The organism is Parabacteroides merdae ATCC 43184 (genome assembly GCF_025151215.1).
Lineage (GTDB): Bacteria > Bacteroidota > Bacteroidia > Bacteroidales > Tannerellaceae > Parabacteroides > Parabacteroides merdae.
The window spans coordinates 556330-575302 of sequence record NZ_CP102286.1; the positions used below are offsets into that span (position 1 = coordinate 556330).

Here is an 18973-nt window from a genome sequence, read left to right on the forward strand (position 1 = left end):
TCATGGACAAATCGAAGAAATATCTGGCGATCTCCTTTATAGTAGTGCTGATTGCCGTAATCATCCTGTCTTTCGTGGGTATGTTCTTGTTGAAGGATAAACCTGTGATCTTGCAGGGACAAATCGAAGCAACCGAGATACGTATCTCCGGAAAACTGCCTGGCCGTATCGATACATTCCTAGTAGAGGAAGGACAGAATGTAAAGGCCGGAGACACCCTTGTTGTCATCAACAGCCCTGAAGCGCTTGCCAAATACCAGCAAGTGAACGCTCTCGAAAGTATCGCCCGTTTCCAAAACCAGAAGGTAGACGAGGGAACGCGCAAGCAGATCATTGCCACTGTCCAGCAGCTCTGGAACAAATCGAAGTCGGACCTCGAACTGGCAAAGACCACCTACAACCGTATTGAAGTCCTGTATAGGGACAGCGTTGTTTCTTCGCAACGGCGAGACGAAGTGAAAGCTTTATATGATGCTGCCGTAGCCGGTGAACGGGCGGCCTGGAACCAATACCAGATGGCGCTCGACGGCGCCCAAATACAGGATAGAGAGAGTGCCCGCTCTTTGGTGAACGCAGCTAAAGGCACGGTCGAAGAGGTTGCAGCCCTCTTGCAGGACGCCCGCTTGACAGCCCCGGAATCCGGCCAGATATCGACAATCTTCCCGAAAAGGGGAGAGCTGGTAGGAGCAGGGATGCCTATCATGAACTTGATCGTGCTTGACGACGTGCATATCGTACTGAATGTCCGTGAAGACCGCCTGCCGTTCTTTCCGATGGGAGGGACGTTTGTTGCCGATATCCCGGCTATTGACAAGAAGAACATCGAATTCAAGATCAATTATGTCAGCCCCTTAGGTAGTTTTGCTACTTGGAAATCGACTAAGCAGACGGGCAGCTACGATCTTCGTACGTTCGAGGTACATGCTTTGCCTGTAAGAAAGGTGGAAGGGCTGCGCCCCGGAATGTCGGTATTGGTTGAATTGACAATGGATAATTGATAATGAACAATTTTAAGAATAGTGTGATGAATTGTCAATTTGTTCGGGTTTTTCGAAGAGAACTTGTACGGATGGTCTCGAGACGTCTCTATTTCGGGGTGTGCGTCGTGCTGCCGCTGTTCTGTATCTTCTTCATGTCCACGATCTTCGGAAACGGACAGATGGAGAACATACCCGTCGGTGTCGTCGATGAAGACAATACCTCCATGTCGAGGGAAGTCGTGCGGACTGTCGAAGCCGTTCCCACTTTCAAGGTAACACACCGCTATGTCGACGAGACGGCAGCCCGGCGTGCTACCCAATCGAAAGAGATATACGGCTACCTCGTGATCCCCACCGGCTTCACGGCTGATGCCATAGCCGGACGGCAGGCGACGCTTGCCTACTACTACCACTATGCTCTTCTGAGCGTAGGCGGTGAGGTGCGCGGCGCTTTCGAAGCCGTCCTTCGTCAACTTTCGATGGCTCCGGTCGTAATGCAAGCCACCGCCTTGGGTATCGGGGAGGAGCGGGTTGCCACCTTTCTGCTCCCCGTCAAGGCGAGCAGTCATCCTCTGTTCAATCCCGATCTGGACTATTCGGTCTACTTGAGCAATCCTTTCTTCTTTATCCTTTTCCAGGTCATTATCCTGCTGACAACGGTCTATGTTATTGGTGGTGAGGTCAAGTTCGGGACAGGGGCGGAGTGGCTCTCAACAGCAGGCGGCAATATCATGACGGCGGTAGTGGGAAAGCTGTTGCCCTATACCGTTATCTTTAGCCTGATGAGCATATTGGCGAACTACGTCATGTTCGGCCTTATGCACATACCGTTCTCATGCGGTTTCTGGCCGCTCAACCTAACGGCGATCTTGTTTGTCGTCTCGACACAAGCGTTGGCGGTCTTCATCTTTTCCGTTTTTCCCGTGCTTAGTATCATTATCAGTATCGTGTCGATGGTCGGTTCGCTCGGTGCAACGCTGTCAGGGGTGACTTTTCCCGTGCCCTCAATGTACGCTCCGGTGCATTATGCCTCCTACTTGTTCCCTGTTCGCCACTTCACTGAGATATATCAGAACTTGCTTTATGGGGATTACGGCTTTGCTTGGACTTGGATGAATTACGTTGCGCTGCTCTGCTTCCTTCTTCCTGCGCTGCTGATGTTGCCTCGTCTGAAGAAAGCGATTGTGAACGAAGAGATGTGGAGGCATCTCGTCTCTTAAAAAAGAAATATGAATATGAAGGTAATATCTGTTATACACGATGAGTTCAAGACGATTGCCGGCAGCTATGCCATCCTGCTTGTACTGATGGGCGGCATCTTTGTTTACGGCTTGCTCTACAATTATATGTACGCTCCCGACTTGGTCCGTAAAGTTCCGGTTGCCGTTGTCGATCATTCTCATAGTGAACTGAGCCGCCACTATGTCCGCCTGCTTGACGCTACCCCGCAGGTCAATGTCGTGACTACGGCTACCGGTTATCCGGAAGCCCAGGATATGATGAAGTCGGGCAGGGTGGCTGGTATTCTCTATCTGCCGGATGACTTCGAAGATCGTGTTGCCCGTGGTGAAGAGTCTGTTTTCATCATGTACGAGACGACAAGTGCTTTCCTTTACTACCTTGCCATGCAGGAAGCTTCGGCCGCCTCCATGTTGGCGCTGAACGATGACTACCGGCCGGAGATGTTGGTATTCCTGCCTAAGGAGGCTACCACGAAGCTAGCCTCTGCCCAGGCAGTCGAGGTGGTCGGAACTGCCCTCTACAACCCGACTGAGGGTTATGGAACTTACCTGATTCCTTCGGTTCTGGTCGTGATCATCTTCCAGACGTTGATGATGGTGATCGCTATGATTAGTGGCGACGAACGGCATAGCGGCTTGATTGTCCGTTTTGCCGGCAATCCTGTGAACCTCTCTTTGGAACGGATGGCGCAGGTTGTGATCGGCAAGACATTTGTCTATGGTATGTTGTATGCGGTTTTCGCTTTGTTCCTATTAGGGTTGATCCCCTTGATGTTCGGCCTCCCAGATATCGGCAACCCGCTATATGTCATTATGCTGATGATTCCTTTCTTGTTGGCGACTAGTTTTTTCGGGCTTACGGCGTCCCTGTTCTTTACGGACTCCGATGCGCCGCTTCTGATGATCGCCTTCTTTTCTGTCGGCCTCATCTTTCTTTCCGGTGTCTCATACCCGATGGAACTGATGCCTTGGTATTGGAAATTGGTGCATTATCTCATCCCGGCAGCCCCGGCGACAATGGCCTATGTCAAGCTGAACTCGATGGGGGCTTCGATGAGCGAGATACAACCCGAATATATTATCTTGTGGGTACAGTGCATATTTTATTTTGTGACGGCATGTTTGGTTTATAGGTATAATATCCGGAAAGCGGTGGCAAAAGGTACTTCTCTGGTAATAACCGATGACTTTTCATCCCATAAGTCATAGCTTTTGCAGGTGTAACTGATAGCTTTTGTTGTCACCTTTTGCTTGTACCTTTTGTTTCATAAAGGTTTAAGAGATGAAGATAAGCTCATGTCCTCCTTCACTCTTACGAATTACCTTCACCATGTCTCGTCCTGATTTTGGTTGACTGTGTATTAAAAAAATCCTGTTATAGGTTGTCTATAAATGTAAAAAAACAGACAATCCTTTCTTAATCCTAAAATAAGTTACCTTATCCTGTTTCACTACAGGACAGGGGGCTTTTCACAGCCAAACTCATCGGCCGGGGAGCGCCCAAGCGGCAAGGGGCAGGGCCACCTGTCCCGACGAGCGTTTCCGGTCTCTGTTCTATTTTGTTGCAAATATATCAGTTTGATCCTGTTCATAAAAGAATAGCTTGTTTACGTTTATAAATAGTTTTCCATTTTCTTTTTAAAGGCCCCTTCTTCGCATGCGCCTCTTCAGGTGTCAACATTTCCACACTACTGTGAGGGCGCCGGGTGTTATAAATATCGATCACTTTCCTCACTATATCCCGAGCCTGGCCGAGCGTTGTTATCATTTCTTTATTCAACCATTCTTCTTTTAATATTCCATTGACACGTTCAGCTATTGCATTCTCTCTGGGATCTCCGTTTTCTGTCATACTTATACGACATTTAATGCCTTGTAAAATTGAGATATAATCTTTGCTACAATATTGTACTCCTCTATCCGAATGATGGATCAGATCGCTTCCCGGGGGAAGTGTTTCCAAGGCCATATTCAACGCTTTTATCGGACCGGACATCTCCAGGGAATCCTCCAGGGCCCAACCGACAATCTTACGGGAGTATGCATCTGTGAGCAAACTCAAATAATAGAATCTCCCTTCGACATTGCGGACATAAGTGATATCAGCTACATATAACTGATTGGCTGATAGCGGATCATAATCTTTTATCAGATTTGGATACTTATGAAAACGGTTCCATGACAGAGTTGTTACCGGCCGATAAACCCTGGAATGTCTGATCAACAAACCATTGTCGCGTAGCAAGTCAAAAAACTTATCGCGCCCTATATCCAAATCAGGATGTATCTTGGTTTTTAGGATATGATACAACTTACGACCACCTAAAACCGGTTGGTCCTGACGCAGGCTGTTTACCATTTTAAGGATTATTTCCTCACACAACAATTCCGATTGTAACTGTTTTTCTCTCTTATAATAGGCTTGCTTGCTATACCCAAACAACGAACAACAATCAGGGATACTTATTTCCGGCTGATTGTCATGAAGCCTTTTCACTGCTTGGTGCCAGAGTTTTTTCGGATATCGATGTTATAGTGTTCATTGGCTAGTTCTATTAGGATTTCCATCGCACGGCGATGAGCTTGCTCATGCTTCAGTTCCTTCTCTTTATCCTTTAACTCCAACTCTTTTTGTTTGAGGGCGCGTTCCAGTTCTTTGATCCGTTTGGAAAGATCCGATTCGTTTTCTGTCATTTTTATTGATCGCTTTTTGAGTTTCAGTGGTTTTATTGACACTGATGATTGTCTTTTTGCCTCAAATTTACGAATCCAATGCGATATTACCGTAGGGTCGCTTATGGAATATTTAAAGGCGATCTCTTTACGGCTTACTCCTAAGCGATATTCACCTATAGCTGCTAGGCGAATCTCCAAAGGATAAGGTTCACCCTTGCGACGAGTCAATGACTTCTCTTTTTTCATCTTTGTTGACTTTTATGAAGTCAACCTATTTCAGGACGAGACATTCCATAAGCCTTGTTAAACAAAGCATATGATTAGAAGGTGAATGGTAAACCATAAAGTTGTCGAAAACATTTATTCAAAAGTAGTCGTGAGTCGTTTTATTAGGTTTCCTGTCCCTTGGAAGATAGCCTAAAGGTGAAAAAATATAGCCTATGACCTATACGAGGACAGGCTATAGGGAGATGATAAAAAGGGTATAGGCTTTTCGGAAATAGCCTATACCCTTTTGAGAATGCTGCCGACAGTTTGTTTTATGAAAAACAAAATATAACACCCATAAAGCATAGTGTTATCTTTATGAGTTAGGGTAGTTAATGCATAGCGTTATGATCTGCCAAGTCTCTCTTGGTGTAAAGTTATTCTTCAATTTCCATCTCATCCAACAAATATCCCGCTCCGGCATATTTGTCCATGATGAAGAGAACGTAGCGGATGTCGACAATGATACTGCGTTGGTAATCGGGGAGATATTGGATGTCGCCGCCGACTCCTTCCCAATTGCGGTCGAAATTGATACCGATCAATTCACCGTCTGCATTCATCACAGGGCTACCGGAGTTCCCACCGGTCGAATGGGTGGTTGTGCTGAAGGCAACTGGCATTTTTCCGTCGGAAGTTTTGTAGCGTCCGAAATCTTTGGCAGCATACAGTTCTTTCAGGCGGGTTGGTACTACGAATTCCCAGTTGGTGGAATCTTCTTTTTCCATCACTCCGTCCAGTGTTGTCTGATGGCCATAGTAGTCGCAGTCGCGCGGGCTGTACCCTTTTACCTGTCCGTAGGTGAGGCGCAGGGTAAAGTTGGCGTCGGGAAAATTGGCACGATCGCCGTACATGGCCAGCAAACCTTTTACATAACTACGGTGAGCCATTGCATACCCATCTTCAAATTCTTTTAACGCATTCTTCAGATTGGCTTCTTCTGCACGGACAGACTTGGCAAAAAGAATCATCGGGTCGTTTTCCAGTGCTTTGACAGACGGACGAGAGAGGAATTTATTGAAATTATCCTCACTGCCGAAGATGGATTTCTCGAACAGATAGTCGACGAATCGGTCTGTGTCTCCTTTGAACTTCTTGTCGATTAATTCGAAATAGGTCGGTTGTGCTTTCGGATCGACTTGGCTGCGGTACTCTTTCAGCATCACTTTGGCGATTTTCTTATCTACGTCGGCCGAGTAATTGCTGTTGGCAAATCCATGATAAGCCCGTTCCAACAGCCGGAGTTGTTCCTGTTTGGCTTTTTTGTCTTTCCCTTTCAAGGCTTCTATGACCATATCCATTTGGGTTGGCACACTTGTAAATTCAATTCCTCGCAGGATCGCTTCATCCAACATCCAACTGCGGAAACGTAGGTCTTTACGGTCCGATACGATCTGTTCGATCGCCATCAGGGCATCGGGGTAGCTCGGTTCGCACATTTTGTTGGACCAGGCAATCAGTTTGTCCTGTTCCTCCTTTTTCATTTGTTCGAAATTACGTTTTTTTATGGCCCAGTTGCTACCGATCGCATTTTTGTAAGCATTCGTTGAGCCTGCATATTTGCTGGCATACTGAATCCGGACAGCTGGATCTTTCAACATCTCGTCCAACATGACTTTCTGGCGCAAGTCACGGATGTGGATACGGATCGTGTTGTCAATATCACGGCGTTCCGCCACTTCCCAGGAAGTATAATATTTATTGGTACGGCCGGGAAATCCCATCATCATGGCATAGTCATTTTCCTGGACGCCTTTCAATGAGATCTTGAACCAGCGTTTCGGACGAAGCGGGACATTCTTGTCAGAGTAAGGAGCCGGATTGCCGTTCGCATCGGCATAGACACGGAAGACGGAGAAGTCGCCCGTATGGCGCGGCCACATCCAATTGTCGGTATCTGCGCCGAACTTTCCGATCGATGAGGGAGGAGCTCCTACCAGGCGGATGTCGGAATAGATTTTCTTTGTGAACATGAAATACTGGTTGCCGCCATAGAACGCCTTTATCTCAACTTCTGTGCCTGGATTGTCCTGCAGGAACTTTTCTCCGACTTTTGCTTTTGCCAGTCCGTTCAGAAATTTCGGAGATAGGAAGTTCATGCTATTAGGATCGGTATCTTTTTCCAGTTCCTTTTTCACATAGTCAGTCACGTCTTCTATTTTATCGATGAAAGTGACGGTCATGCCGGGGTTCGGAAGTTCCTGATCGCGCGACATGGCCCAGAAGCCGTCTGTCAGGTAGTCATGTTCCAGCGTGCTGTGGCGCTGGATGCAACCGTAGCCGCAATGATGGTTGGTCAGGAGCAATCCTTCCGGCGAAACGATCTCGCCCGTACAACCGCCTCCGAAAATGACGACGGCATCTTTCAAGGAAGCTGAGTCGGGGCTATAGATATCATAATCCTGCAATTTAAGTCCCAAAGCTTGCATTTCTGGGAATCTTTGTCCTTTCAGTAGAGGCAGCAGCCACATACCTTCATCGGCTGCTACCGGTAGCGACAGGATGGCTGCCGCGAGGGAGATGATGAGTTTGTTCATTGATTTATGATTTGTGATTTATAAATTATGATTTCAGGTTTATGACTTTATCGTCTTCATAAATCTGAAATCATAAATCTTACCATTGTTTGTACGGATATTTTGTCAGCATCGAGTTGTAGTAACGACGATCTCCGCTGACCTCGTGTCCGACCCAGTCCGGCCGTTCAAAAGGTTCGTCTTCAGAAGCCAATTCGATTTCCGCTAAGATCAGTCCTTCGTTGTCGCCGTGGAAGACGTCGACTTCCCAGGTGTGCTTCCCGACAGGGACCAGATTGCGTACTTTGTCGATAATACCGGGTTCGCAGAGTTTCAACAGTTCTTCCGCATCCGCGGGTGGTATCTTCTGCTCGAACTCGTAGCGGCTCAACCCATTCTCGTCCGATGCACCTTTGATCGTGAGGAATCCTTCTTCCCCCCGGATGCGTATCCGTACCGTCCGTCCGGGTTGTGAGCAGATATATCCCTGCATGATACGTTCGGATTTGGAAACCTGTTTGCTGAAATCCCCTTTTACCAGAAATTTCCTTTCAATTTCAATCGCCATGATCATTTGATTGTTACCATCGTCGCCCCGAAGCCGTATTCACGGAAAGAGGCATCCTGGTAATAATATTGTTTGTATTTTGTTTTCAGTTCTTTCTCGATTGCTTTGCGCAGTACCCCGTCACCTTTACCGTGGATGAAGACGATTTTCTGTCCTTTGTTGGCGGCATATTTGGCGAGCACTTCATGGAATTTCTCCAACTGGTAATCCAGCATATCCGCATTACTCAGCCCGTTGGTGTTGTCCAGCAGTTCGGTGATATGCAGGTCCACTTCCAGAATTGAGCTGTCGGTTACTTTCTTCTTGACGATCGTTTGGGGGACACGGCGGTCTTCGTGCACCTTCTGCTGCATGGCTTGCTGGAGTTCGGCAGCAGAGATCAGTAATTCTTTTTCGGGGATGTCCTGGCGTACGATTGGGTATACCATTGCATCTTCATCGAAAAAATCATTTTCCATGAAGCAGTGTTGTTTGTAAAATTTGACCGTATCGAGATGGAGTTCTACCGAAATGGCATTCTTCAATGAATAAGGTTTGTCTTTTTTGAAAGCGATCAGTTGTACGCAAATACGTTCCAAGTCGTTCAACTCTTCTTTACCGAATTCTTCCAGGAAGATCTGTGTATTCGGCTCCACAATGCCGTTATAGCGGCTGATCCAGCTATTGTTCTGGCGATTCATATAGTTGAAAAACAGATAGTAATTGCTGTCATTGATAAAATAGGTTTCATAGCCGTTTCCCTGTATCACTTTGGCAGGCTCTATCGGGAGGTAAGCCAAATAGATGTTCAGCCGTTCGCCTTCTATGGTTTCCGTTACCTTTTCTACTTCGGGTTGAGGTTCCGGTTTCTTAGGTTGCGGGACAGCAGCCTGTGTCACGGAAGGCAGTGGTGAGCGTCGGGAGCTGTGTACCTGCATCTCGCTGTCTCCTACGACTACACATTCGCGGATCAATACCGGTACTTCGAATCCGTCTTCATCTTCCACCAAAACTTGATCTTTCCCTTTGAAACTACGAACGACACCTCCACCGGTGCTGTTCAGGAAACGCACTTTGTCTCCTACTTTTATGTTACTCATCATTCTATTTACTTTTGTTATTTGCTACAAAAGTAGTAAATCCTGAAGAGTAATACCTGTTCTTGTTGATATTTTCTGGTGAATGCACTTGCCGACTAAAAGTTTCATCTTATGAAACGGTTTGGAACTTCAAGAGCCGCTTATAAAGCAGAAAGGGTTTTTGACTATTCGTATTTATTTTTTGAGTTCTTTCGGGATATTGATCTCCATGCAATATGAAAACGGATAGTTTTTTCCCTGTTTTCTGTTCTCGGTTATTCCGTAAATGGTTTGGCATACTGGATCATGCCTTGTACGTCTTTAAGGCTTTTCGGACGCAATTCGATTGCCATGCAATATTCGTGGGGAACATCGAAAGGAAATTCGATGCCGAAGTCTATGGCTTGTTTATAGCCGAATCTCGGATAGTAGTCCTTATGTCCTAGTAAGACGACAGAACCGTATCCCAGTTCGGTGGCTCGTTTGTGTGCTTCACGGATCAAGGCTGATCCGATCCCCCGATTTTGATATTCAGGGAGAACTGAAACGGGAGCTAACCCTAAAGAGGTGACGGATTTGTTTTCTGAAACGATTTCGACTTTTGTCATCAGGATATGGCCGATAATTTCTTCGTCAACCTCGTCAACCAATGAAAGCTCTGGGATAAAAGCGTCTGTTTGACGTAGTTGATCTACTAAAAAAGGTTCGCTATGGTCGCTGTCTTCCATATCTCTGAAAGCGAGTTCTACTACTTTATGAACTGCTTCATAGTCTTTTATCTGTTCTTGTCTGATATTGAAATCCATCGGTTTATATCTTTAGGTTTATAATTTTCTGCTAAGATAAGAAGAATACGACAAAATGTCAATAAATTTGTACTTTTGCAATCCGGTTCGATTAAAAGAGCCTGTAATAGTAAAAGTCATGACAACAAAGACGCAACAGATACGCATCGAAGATTTTGATTATCCGCTGCCTGACGAGCGGATCGCCAAGTTTCCGTTACCCAAACGGGATGAATCGAAGCTCTTATTATATAAGGAAGGAAAAGTCAGCGAGAGTATATTCAAGCATATTACGGATTATTTGCCGGAGGGTTCTCTGATGGTATTCAATAATACACGGGTGATCCAGGCACGTCTTCTGTTTCAGAAAGAGACAGGGGCGAAGATCGAGATTTTCTGTCTGGAGCCGGTCGAGCCGCATGATTATGCTTTGGTTTTTCAACAGACTGAATGTTGCCGCTGGACTTGTTTGGTCGGCAATCTGAAGAAATGGAAAGAAGGACTTTTGAAGAAGGAGGTGCAGCTCGACGGTGAGACTGTTATACTGAAAGCGGAAAAATTGCAGACCTGCGGGGACAGCTACCTCATCGAGTTTACGTGGGATCATCCGACTTGTACGTTTGCTGACCTGTTAGATGCAGCGGGCGTATTGCCGATTCCTCCTTATTTGAATCGCGAAACTGAGAAAAGCGATTTGCAGACCTACCAGACGGTTTACTCCAAGATAAAAGGTTCGGTGGCCGCCCCGACAGCGGGTTTGCATTTTACACCGGAAGTTCTGGCTGCTATCGATGCTCTGGGAATCGGACGGGAAGAACTGACGCTCCATGTCGGAGCCGGGACGTTCAAACCCGTGAAAAGCGAGACGATCGAAGGGCATGAGATGCATACCGAATTTATTTCGGTGCGTCGGAGTTCGATCGAACGGATCAAGAATAACCTCGGTAAGATTATTGCGGTCGGCACGACTTCGGTCCGTACGCTTGAAAGCCTCTATTATATGGGTGTCACGTTGGCTTCGAATCCGGATGCCACAGCCGATGAACTGATCGTCAAACAATGGATGCCTTACGAAGAGACGAATAACAGGTTGACAGCTGATGAAGCTTTGCAAAATATTTTGGATTATCTGGACCGACACCAGGCGGACAAGTTGGTGACGGCTACCCGGATCATTATCGCTCCAGGCTATGAGTTCAAGATCGTACGTGGTATTGTGACCAATTTCCATCAGCCGAAAAGCACGTTGTTGTTGCTGATATCCGCTTTTGTGAAAGGAAATTGGAAAAATATTTATGATTATGCCTTAAGGCATGATTTCCGTTTTTTGAGTTACGGGGACAGCTCGCTGTTGTTGTAATGATCATACAATAAATAGTACATAATCCTGTTTATATAAAACATAGATTATAGCAAATGAGACAATTTACCCCATATTTGTTCCTGTTGTTGGCTGCGTCTTTTCTGTATTCCTGTAAATCAGCGAAGTTGAGCGATGCGGAAGAGAAGCAGCGTATCGGCGAATATTTTGAAGCGGCGGCCATTTACCGGAAAGTATATACGAAGACTCCTCCTGCCAAGCGAGACTTGCGTGGATATATCGCTTTCAGGATGGCAGAGTGTAACCGTCTGATCAACAATACACCGCGTGCGACCAGTGCTTATATGAACGCGCTCAGGTATAAGTATCCGGACAGTATCGTGAATCTTCGCTTGGGACAGATGTACCAGAAGAGCGGACGTTATGGGGAAGCAGTCAAATATTACAACGACTACCTGCTGGCGGAACCGGGCAGCGTATTGGCCTTTAACGGCGTGACCGGTTGCGAGGAGGCCGTGAAATGGAAACAGTCGCCGACCCGCTATACGGTGAAGCGGATGGACAAGTTTAACTCCCGCCGTTCCGAATTCAGTCCGATGTTGTACGGTGAAAAGTACGATCAACTGTATTTTGCTTCTACCCGTGCCCCGAAAGGAGCCGGGAAAGATAAGGAAGAAACGAATAGTGCCATCACCGGACAGCGTAACAACGATTTATTTCTGGTAAAGCAGGACGAGAATGGAGCTTGGTTGGCTCCGGTCGAACTCGAAGACGAGGTGAATACCGAGTTTGACGAGGGAACGCCTTCTTTTTCCAAAGACGGGAATACGATGTATTACACCTATTGCGCACAGGATCCGGAAGGGCCGCGTACTTCTGAAATCTATATATCTTCCCGCAGCAGTGCCAAATGGGGAAAAGGAACCAGGGCGAATATCGTAAAAGATTCGGTGACGGCTCTCGGCCACCCTTCGATATCGCCGGACGGCAAGTATCTGTATTTTGTGTCGGATGCCGTAGGTGGTTATGGAGGCAAAGACCTGTTTCGGGCGCGTGTCGTGGGCAGTGACTTCGGATCGATGGAAAATCTGGGGCCTGATATTAATACGCCTGGTGATGAGATGTTTCCTTATGTGCGGGATTCCGTAACGCTTTATTTTGCTTCCGATGGACATCCGGGAATGGGTGGGTTGGATATTTTCAAAGCAACCTTGGACAGCACGGGCAAGTGGAATGTCGAGAATATGAAGGCGCCGATCAACTCGTCCGGCGATGATTTCGGTATCACGTTTGCCGGAAATAAAGAAAGTGGCTTTTTTAGTTCCAATCGCAATGATGCGCGTGGATATGACCATTTGTATTCTTTCGAATTGCCGGTTATCACTATCTTTATCGAAGGTATCGTGTCGGATGTGGACGAGAACCCGATAGAAGATGCTACGGTCCGTATTGTCGGAAGGGATGGTTTGAACGAAAAAGTTTTGGCAAAGAAAGACGGTAAGTACAGGGTTGAACTGGAACGTGATATCCGCTATGTGATGATGGCAAGCGCACGTGGATACTTGAATCAGAATTTTGAGTTGAAAACAGGGCCGGAGGAGAAGAACGAAACATATATCGTGGACTTTTTCCTTTCCCCGATCAGTAAACCTGTCGTGATCGAAAATATTTTCTATGATTTCGACAAGGCGACTTTGCGTCCGGAATCAAAGAAGGCGTTGGACGAAATGATCAAGATTCTGAACGATAATCCGAACGTCACGATCGAGTTAGGAGCGCATACTGACCGGAAAGGTTCGGAGCAGTACAACGAACGGTTGGCGCAGCGGCGAGCACAGTCGGTTGTCGACTATCTGATTGCCGGAGGAATTGCCCAAGACCGACTTGAGGCTAAAGGGTATGGCGAAAGTGTTCCTAAAGCAATCAATAAGAGGATGGCCAAGAATTATGATTTCCTGAATGAAGGAGATGTCCTGACCGAAGAATTCATAGAAAGAATGACTCCTGAGCAGCAAGAGATTGCAGATCAGATAAACCGTCGGACGGAATTTAAAGTCTTGCGGACGAACTATAATTTATTTTGATTTATCGATAAGGTAAAAAAATATAAGGTACCTCGAATTTTAACCTGTAGCTCGTAAGAGGTTATCTACAGAACACCGACATTTTTTTCTGAATGAGCCAGTCGGTTTTCGGATAACCTCTTACTTTTTTCCATAAGACCGTTAATTATTTGTTTCTCTGGTTTTTTAATTGCTGATAAATCATATCTTTGCGGGAATAAAAACAAGATACTATGAGGATAAGAATACTTTACCTATTATTTTTTATATTGATCTTTTGCAACTGCAACGGCCAACAGGTGGAGAAAACGGAAGCAGGAAACACGAAAGAACATACTTTTCAAATGGTTTCTGTTCCCAGTGTCATTACAGAACCGGAAGAACGCGCCGCTTACTTGGTAAAACATTATTGGGATAAGTTCGATTTTACGGATACAACTCTGATTCATTTCCCGGAAATTACGGAGCAAGCGACTTCCAATTATATCGATATGATGAAATATGTCCCGGCGAAAGTGGCTGCTTCTTCTATCAAAGAGATGATGAGTAAAGCGTCGACCGATAGTTCGATGTTCGTCTATTTTTCCGGCCTGTATGAAAAATATCTTTATGATCCGAATTCTCCCATGAGGGATGAGTCTTTGTATATTTATGTATTGGATGCTGTATTGGAAGCTCCGTTTCTGGATGAAGTCAGTAAAATACGTCCGGCCCATTTGCTCGAATTAGCTCTTAAGAACAGGGTGGGAGAACCGGCTACAGATTTCACGTACACGCTGGTGGACGGTAAAAAAGGAACTTTGTATCGTACGAAAGCTGATTGTCTACTCTTGTTTTTCTATAATCCGGATTGCCATGCCTGTAAGGAAATTACGGATCAGCTCGCTGCTTCGCCGTTTGTGACGGAGTGGATCAAGAATAACAAGCTTAAAATCCTGGCTGTTTACCCGGATGAGGATTTGGAGGCCTGGAAAAAACATATTTCCTATATGCCTGCAGGCTGGATCAATTCTTATGACAGTACGGTGAGTTTGAAAAATGATGAGATTTATGATCTGAAAGCGATACCGACCCTTTATCTGTTGGACAAGGATAAAAAAGTTGTATTGAAGGATGTGACATTTAATCAGGTAGAGAATTATTTAAAACAATAACAAACGATATGAAAGTAAGGACTATTTTATTATCAATGGTTTTAGTTGCCGGAGTCAGCCTGAATGTTTCGGCTCAGTTTAAAATCGGAGGTAAATCCATCAATACTAAAAAATTAGTGAATGCAGCATCCGATGCAGCAAAAGCGGTGACTTTGTCGGATGAGGACGTGGCTGCCATGGCTCGCGAGTATATCCAGTGGATGGATACGCATAATGAGATTGCCGGACCGGAAACGGCGATGGGACAGCGTTTGGCAAATCTGACGAAAGATATCAAGGTCGAAGGTCTCGATCTGAATTTTAAGGTGTATAATGTGATCGACGTGAACGCGTTTGCTTGCGGCGACGGAAGCGTTCGTGTTTGTGGAGGCTTGATGAAGATTATGGATGATAATGAAGTGCTGGCCGTTATCGGTCATGAGATCGGTCATGTTTTACATACGGATTCGAAAGACGCCATGAAGCAGGCTTATCTGACTTCGGCCTCCAAGAATGCTGTCGGGGCTGCCAACAATACGGTTGCCAAGCTGACCGATTCGCAATTGGGGAGTTTGGCCGAAACGCTTGCCAGTGCACAGTATTCGCAAAAGCAGGAGAATGCGGCAGACGATTATGGCTTTGAGTTCAGTATCGCGAACGGTATCGATCCTTATAGTATGTATAATTCGCTTAATAAACTCTTGGAATTAAGTGTGGAAGCTCCCAAATCATCTAAGTTCCGCCAACTGTTTTCGAGTCATCCCGAAACACAAAAGCGTGTCAAAAGGATGAAAGAAAAAGCGGATGAATATACAAAGAATCAGCAATAAACTGTTAATCACCTTTAAACAGTCGATTTGCAGGCTAAAATAATGCTAAAAAATTAAATATTCTGCCGTAAAACTATGCTGAATAACATAAAATCTATATATTTGCACTGTGTTTTTCATGGTATTAGATTTAAGGTTAGCAATGAAGATTGGTTGTCGTGATGACAACCTTTTCTTTTTTTAGGCCCTTTGTATTTTTCTTTTCTTTCGAAAGTTTTTAAGATTCCGAAATAATATTACTTTTGTGTATTGACTAAAAAACTAAATAGTGTGGATACAAGAATAAAATTGCGGGTGCAAGGTTTAACGAACAGTCAGATACAGTCAGGTGCTTATGCCTTGATTCTTGCTGAAGAAGATGGGGTTCGCCGCATACCTATCATTGTTGGGACATCGGAAGCCCAGTCTATTGCGATCGCTTTGGAACGCATCACGCCTCCTCGTCCTTTGACGCATGATTTGTTTGCAACTTTTGCACAGGCATTCGGTGTTCGTTTGTGTGAGGTTTTTATCTATAAGTTTGAAGATGGTGTATTTTATTCCGAACTGCTTTTTGAGGATGGAATAAAACAGATTCGCTTGGATTCGCGTACTTCCGATGCTATCGCCATCGCTTTGCGTGTGAAATGCGATATCTATACGACACCTGAGATTGTCCGTGAATGTGGTGTCGTGCTTGAAAATTCCGCAGAGGAGAAAGACAAGGATGATGATTCCATATTGGCTCTGGAGCCGGAGGAAATACATGATGAAACAAAGCTGAAAAAATGGCTTTCCCTTTTGGATGTCGATGAATTGTCGGATCGTTTGGATGAAGCGATAGCCGATGAGAACTACGAGTATGCAAAGATGTACAAAGATGAAATCCGGCGTCGTGAAGAGGAGGGCAGGTCTAGATGATAGAACAACAACTTGGTTTTAGTCTTGAGTCTTTTTTACGTGGTATAGTAGGGATTTCTACGGTGTTGGGGGTTGCTTATCTGATGAGTTACGATCGGAAACGGGTCGATTGGAAATTGGTGGGTGGCGGATTGTTTATGCAGTTTGTCTTTGCTCTTGCCGTATTGTATGTCCCTGTAGTCGGAATTGTTCTGGAATGGGTGGGCAAGGCTTTTATTAAGTTGATGGATTTTACTCAGTCCGGGGTTGCTTTCCTTTTAGGGCCGTTGGTAACTAAAAGTGAAGGGTTTATCTTTTTGTTGAACTCACTTCCGGTGGTGATTTTTTTCTCGGCCTTGGTTTCCTTATTTTATTATTGGGGGATTATCCAGCGCGTAGTGGGAGGATTTTCTTGGCTGCTACGACGTTTCATGAATATTTCCGGAGCCGAAGGATTGGTTGCGTCTGGCAATGTGTTTTTGGGAATGACGGAATCCCCTGTTTTGATCAAGAATTATCTGCCGGCGATGAACCGGTCGGAAATATTTCTGGTTATGGTTTCCGGAATGGGGACGATAGCCGGAACAGTGATGGGAACTTATATCGGTATGTTGGCGGGAGGTGATCCTGTGTCGAGGGTTCTGTTTGCGAAACATTTGCTTTCGGCCTCGCTGATGGCTGCTCCGGGTTCTATTGTTCTGGCTAAAATCCTTTGTCCGCAAACGGAAAAGGTTGACGACCGCTTGGTGAAGATGGAGAAGGTCGGACAGCATTCCACTGTATTGGATGCGTTGGCTGCCGGTACGTCGACGGGTGTACGTCTGATGGTGAATATCGCAGCGATGTTGCTTGTATTCATAGCAATGGTCGCACTTGCCAATTATATTTTGGAGGGTGTGATCGGACGCTATACCGGATTGAATGACTGGATTGTATCCATTACAGACGGGAAGGCTCAAGGACTGACATTCCAGTTTATATTGGGAGTGATCTTATCTCCTTTTATGTGGCTGATCGGAGTTCCTTATCAGGATGTAATGTTGGTCGGTTCTTTGTTGGGACAGAAAACCATTTTAAACGAGTTTGTCGCTTATTTCCAGTTACAGGAATGGAAAGATGCCGGTTTGTTTCTGTATCAGAAATCTATTTTAATGTCTACCTATATCTTATGTGGTTTTGCTAATATCTCGTCTATTGGTATTTTGCTGGGAGGGATGGGCGTGTTGGCTCCCGAAAAGAGGGAACTGATCACTCGTTTCGGCTTTCCGGCTATGATTGCCGGTGCGTTGGTATCGGTACTTTCGGCTACGATAATAGGAATGATGTTAATTGTCAATTGACAATGGGGAAATCTTTTAATTTTTAACTTTTAATTTATTCAAGTGCAGATATTTTATACGCCGGAGATAGCTGTGAACCTAGAGCTTCCGGAAGAAGAAGCCGGGCATTGTATTCGTGTACTCAGGTTGACTGAAGGTGACGAGATTTTGTTGACGGATGGTAAAGGCTTTTTTTTTAAAGCGGCAATCAGCCGTGCCCATCCTAAGCATTGCGAAGTGAATATTCTGGAACAGTGGGAACAGCCTGCTTTATGGAACTTCAATCTTCATATAGCAGTGGCTCCGACCAAGAATATGGACCGTATGGAGTGGTTTGCGGAGAAAGCGACCGAGATCGGTATTAATGCCATTACTTGTTTGAACTGTCGTTTTTCCGAACGGAAGGAAATTAAGCCTGCCCGCTTGGAAAAGATTTTGATCAGTGCAATGAAGCAATCACAGAAAGCGACTTTGCCGGAACTAAACGGAATGACCGATTTCCGCACGTTCGTTAGTCTGCCTTTTGCCGGTCGTAAGTTTATTGCCCATTGCGAGGAAGGGGTAAAACCTCTTTTGAAACAAACGTATCATCCGGGAGAAAACGCACTTGTCCTGATCGGTCCGGAAGGCGATTTCAGTCCCGAAGAAATAGCGCTTGCCTTAAAATGTGGATTCGAACCTATTTCGTTAGGCGAAAGTCGTTTGCGTACGGAAACGGCGGCATTGGTCGCTTGCCATACGATACATGTGTTGAATCAGTAATAACAAGCAATGACCGAAAAAGAAAAATGCCGTCTCGGCCTGTTGTACGATGCTAATTATGATCCAGAAATATTGGCGGATCGTGAGCGTGCAAAAGAGTTACTTTATGATTATAACCGTTTACGTCCTTCCGAGCAGATCAGGCGGACGGAACTTCTGAAAAAACTTTTGGGGAAGACCGGGGAGAACTTGATCATAGAACCTCCTTTTGCCTGTGACTACGGATATAACATAGAAGTGGGAGAGAACTTTTATGCGAATGTCAATCTGGTTATATTGGACGGGGCAAAGGTCTGTATAGGAGATAATGCTTTTATCGCCCCCAATGTCGGCATTTATACGGCAGGACATCCATTGGGTGCATCCGATCGCAACAAGGGCTTGGAGTATGCTTACCCGATCACGATCGGTAATAATGTATGGATCGGTGCCGGAGCCATCATCCTTCCTGGTGTTACAATAGGTAATAACGTGGTGATCGGAGCCGGTAGCGTGGTGACAAAAAATATACCCGCCTATTCACTTGCTGTCGGAAACCCTTGCCGGGTGATCAAGCGAATAGACGAGTAATATTT

At 45.5% G+C, this 18973-nt stretch carries 17 protein-coding genes; 11 read left to right on the top strand and 6 right to left on the bottom strand.

Annotated features, from left to right (window positions below; all coding sequences use genetic code 11):
* Positions 1-2: 2 nt before the first annotated feature.
* From NQ542_RS02210 to NQ542_RS02220, 3 genes are read left to right on the top strand one after another with little or no spacing between them, the layout of a single operon-like run.
* Positions 3-998, top strand: a complete 996-nt coding sequence (locus NQ542_RS02210; protein ID WP_005640127.1) for an HlyD family secretion protein — start codon at positions 3-5, stop codon at positions 996-998.
* 2 nt (positions 999-1000) lie between these two features.
* Positions 1001-2200: an ABC transporter permease gene (locus NQ542_RS02215; protein ID WP_005640128.1), complete on the top strand. Its 1200-nt coding sequence runs from the start codon at positions 1001-1003 to the stop codon at positions 2198-2200.
* Positions 2201-2209: 9 nt separating this feature from the next.
* Positions 2210-3430 (top strand): ABC transporter permease, encoded by a 1221-nt coding sequence (locus NQ542_RS02220; RefSeq protein ID WP_005640130.1) that lies wholly within the window; start codon positions 2210-2212, stop codon positions 3428-3430.
* A gap of 379 nt (positions 3431-3809) precedes the next feature.
* On the opposite strand, the gene NQ542_RS02225 is transcribed toward NQ542_RS02220, so the two are convergent.
* The 6 genes from NQ542_RS02225 to NQ542_RS02250 all read right to left on the bottom strand — a co-directional run bounded on the left by NQ542_RS02225 (position 3810) and on the right by NQ542_RS02250 (position 10112).
* Positions 3810-4718 carry an IS3 family transposase gene (locus NQ542_RS02225; RefSeq protein WP_005640131.1) on the bottom strand — a complete coding sequence of 303 codons (909 nt, stop codon included), beginning with the start codon at positions 4716-4718 and terminating at the stop codon, positions 3810-3812.
* Positions 4715-5143: a hypothetical protein gene (locus NQ542_RS02230; RefSeq protein ID WP_005640132.1), complete on the bottom strand. Its 429-nt coding sequence runs from the start codon at positions 5141-5143 to the stop codon at positions 4715-4717. The genes NQ542_RS02225 and NQ542_RS02230 overlap by 4 nt, the downstream gene beginning before the upstream one ends.
* 398 nt (positions 5144-5541) lie before the next feature.
* Positions 5542-7701 carry a S46 family peptidase gene (locus NQ542_RS02235; protein ID WP_005640134.1) on the bottom strand — a complete coding sequence of 720 codons (2160 nt, stop codon included), beginning with the start codon at positions 7699-7701 and terminating at the stop codon, positions 5542-5544.
* Between the two features lie 79 nt (positions 7702-7780).
* Positions 7781-8248 carry a CYTH domain-containing protein gene (locus tag NQ542_RS02240; RefSeq protein ID WP_036657638.1) on the bottom strand — a complete coding sequence of 156 codons (468 nt, stop codon included), beginning with the start codon at positions 8246-8248 and terminating at the stop codon, positions 7781-7783.
* Between the two features lie 2 nt (positions 8249-8250).
* The gene (locus NQ542_RS02245) at positions 8251-9327 is read right to left on the bottom strand and encodes a DUF2027 domain-containing protein (RefSeq protein WP_005650334.1); all 1077 of its coding nucleotides are present in this window, start codon (positions 9325-9327) and stop codon (positions 8251-8253) included.
* A gap of 254 nt (positions 9328-9581) precedes the next feature.
* The gene (locus NQ542_RS02250) at positions 9582-10112 is read right to left on the bottom strand and encodes a GNAT family N-acetyltransferase (RefSeq protein ID WP_005640141.1); all 531 of its coding nucleotides are present in this window, start codon (positions 10110-10112) and stop codon (positions 9582-9584) included.
* A 118-nt stretch (positions 10113-10230) separates the two neighbouring features.
* Here NQ542_RS02250 and NQ542_RS02255 point away from each other — a divergent pair, with 118 nt between their 5' ends.
* From NQ542_RS02255 to NQ542_RS02290, 8 genes are all read left to right on the top strand, one after another.
* Positions 10231-11451, top strand: a complete 1221-nt coding sequence (locus tag NQ542_RS02255) for an S-adenosylmethionine:tRNA ribosyltransferase-isomerase (RefSeq protein WP_005650333.1) — start codon at positions 10231-10233, stop codon at positions 11449-11451.
* Between the two features lie 56 nt (positions 11452-11507).
* Positions 11508-13496, top strand: coding sequence for a PorE family type IX secretion system protein (porE, locus tag NQ542_RS02260; RefSeq protein ID WP_005640145.1), 1989 nt, complete (start codon positions 11508-11510; stop codon positions 13494-13496).
* Positions 13497-13708: 212 nt separating this feature from the next.
* The gene (locus tag NQ542_RS02265) at positions 13709-14629 is read left to right on the top strand and encodes a DUF5106 domain-containing protein (RefSeq protein ID WP_005640147.1); all 921 of its coding nucleotides are present in this window, start codon (positions 13709-13711) and stop codon (positions 14627-14629) included.
* A gap of 8 nt (positions 14630-14637) precedes the next feature.
* Positions 14638-15438, top strand: a complete 801-nt coding sequence (locus tag NQ542_RS02270) for a M48 family metallopeptidase (RefSeq protein ID WP_005650332.1) — start codon at positions 14638-14640, stop codon at positions 15436-15438.
* Positions 15439-15708: 270 nt separating this feature from the next.
* On the top strand, positions 15709-16338 hold the full coding sequence (locus NQ542_RS02275) for a bifunctional nuclease family protein (protein ID WP_005640152.1): 630 nt from the start codon (positions 15709-15711) through the stop codon (positions 16336-16338).
* Complete coding sequence (locus tag NQ542_RS02280; RefSeq protein WP_005640154.1) at positions 16335-17657, top strand: NupC/NupG family nucleoside CNT transporter; 1323 nt, start codon at positions 16335-16337, stop codon at positions 17655-17657. The genes NQ542_RS02275 and NQ542_RS02280 overlap by 4 nt, the downstream gene beginning before the upstream one ends.
* 42 nt (positions 17658-17699) lie before the next feature.
* Positions 17700-18398 (top strand): 16S rRNA (uracil(1498)-N(3))-methyltransferase, encoded by a 699-nt coding sequence (locus NQ542_RS02285; RefSeq protein ID WP_005640156.1) that lies wholly within the window; start codon positions 17700-17702, stop codon positions 18396-18398.
* Positions 18399-18407: 9 nt separating this feature from the next.
* Positions 18408-18968, top strand: a complete 561-nt coding sequence (locus NQ542_RS02290) for a sugar O-acetyltransferase (protein ID WP_005640158.1) — start codon at positions 18408-18410, stop codon at positions 18966-18968.
* The last annotated feature ends 5 nt before the right edge of the window (positions 18969-18973 follow it).

Excerpts from the sequence above, each read along its gene's own strand:
- NQ542_RS02265 (WP_005640147.1), top strand. The coding sequence starts at position 13,709 with ATGAGGATAAGAATACTTTACCTATTATTTTTTATATTGATCTTTTGC.
- NQ542_RS02215 (WP_005640128.1), top strand. The coding sequence starts at position 1,001 with ATGAACAATTTTAAGAATAGTGTGATGAATTGTCAATTTGTTCGGGTT.
- NQ542_RS02230 (WP_005640132.1), bottom strand. The coding sequence starts at position 5,143 with ATGAAAAAAGAGAAGTCATTGACTCGTCGCAAGGGTGAACCTTATCCT.
- NQ542_RS02270 (WP_005650332.1), top strand. The coding sequence starts at position 14,638 with ATGAAAGTAAGGACTATTTTATTATCAATGGTTTTAGTTGCCGGAGTC.
- NQ542_RS02255 (WP_005650333.1), top strand. The coding sequence starts at position 10,231 with ATGACAACAAAGACGCAACAGATACGCATCGAAGATTTTGATTATCCG.
- NQ542_RS02245 (WP_005650334.1), bottom strand. The coding sequence starts at position 9,327 with ATGAGTAACATAAAAGTAGGAGACAAAGTGCGTTTCCTGAACAGCACC.
- NQ542_RS02235 (WP_005640134.1), bottom strand. The coding sequence starts at position 7,701 with ATGAACAAACTCATCATCTCCCTCGCGGCAGCCATCCTGTCGCTACCG.
- NQ542_RS02220 (WP_005640130.1), top strand. The coding sequence starts at position 2,210 with ATGAATATGAAGGTAATATCTGTTATACACGATGAGTTCAAGACGATT.
- NQ542_RS02250 (WP_005640141.1), bottom strand. The coding sequence starts at position 10,112 with ATGGATTTCAATATCAGACAAGAACAGATAAAAGACTATGAAGCAGTT.
- NQ542_RS02290 (WP_005640158.1), top strand. The coding sequence starts at position 18,408 with ATGACCGAAAAAGAAAAATGCCGTCTCGGCCTGTTGTACGATGCTAAT.
- NQ542_RS02280 (WP_005640154.1), top strand. The coding sequence starts at position 16,335 with ATGATAGAACAACAACTTGGTTTTAGTCTTGAGTCTTTTTTACGTGGT.
- porE (WP_005640145.1), top strand. The coding sequence starts at position 11,508 with ATGAGACAATTTACCCCATATTTGTTCCTGTTGTTGGCTGCGTCTTTT.
- NQ542_RS02210 (WP_005640127.1), top strand. The coding sequence starts at position 3 with ATGGACAAATCGAAGAAATATCTGGCGATCTCCTTTATAGTAGTGCTG.
- NQ542_RS02240 (WP_036657638.1), bottom strand. The coding sequence starts at position 8,248 with ATGGCGATTGAAATTGAAAGGAAATTTCTGGTAAAAGGGGATTTCAGC.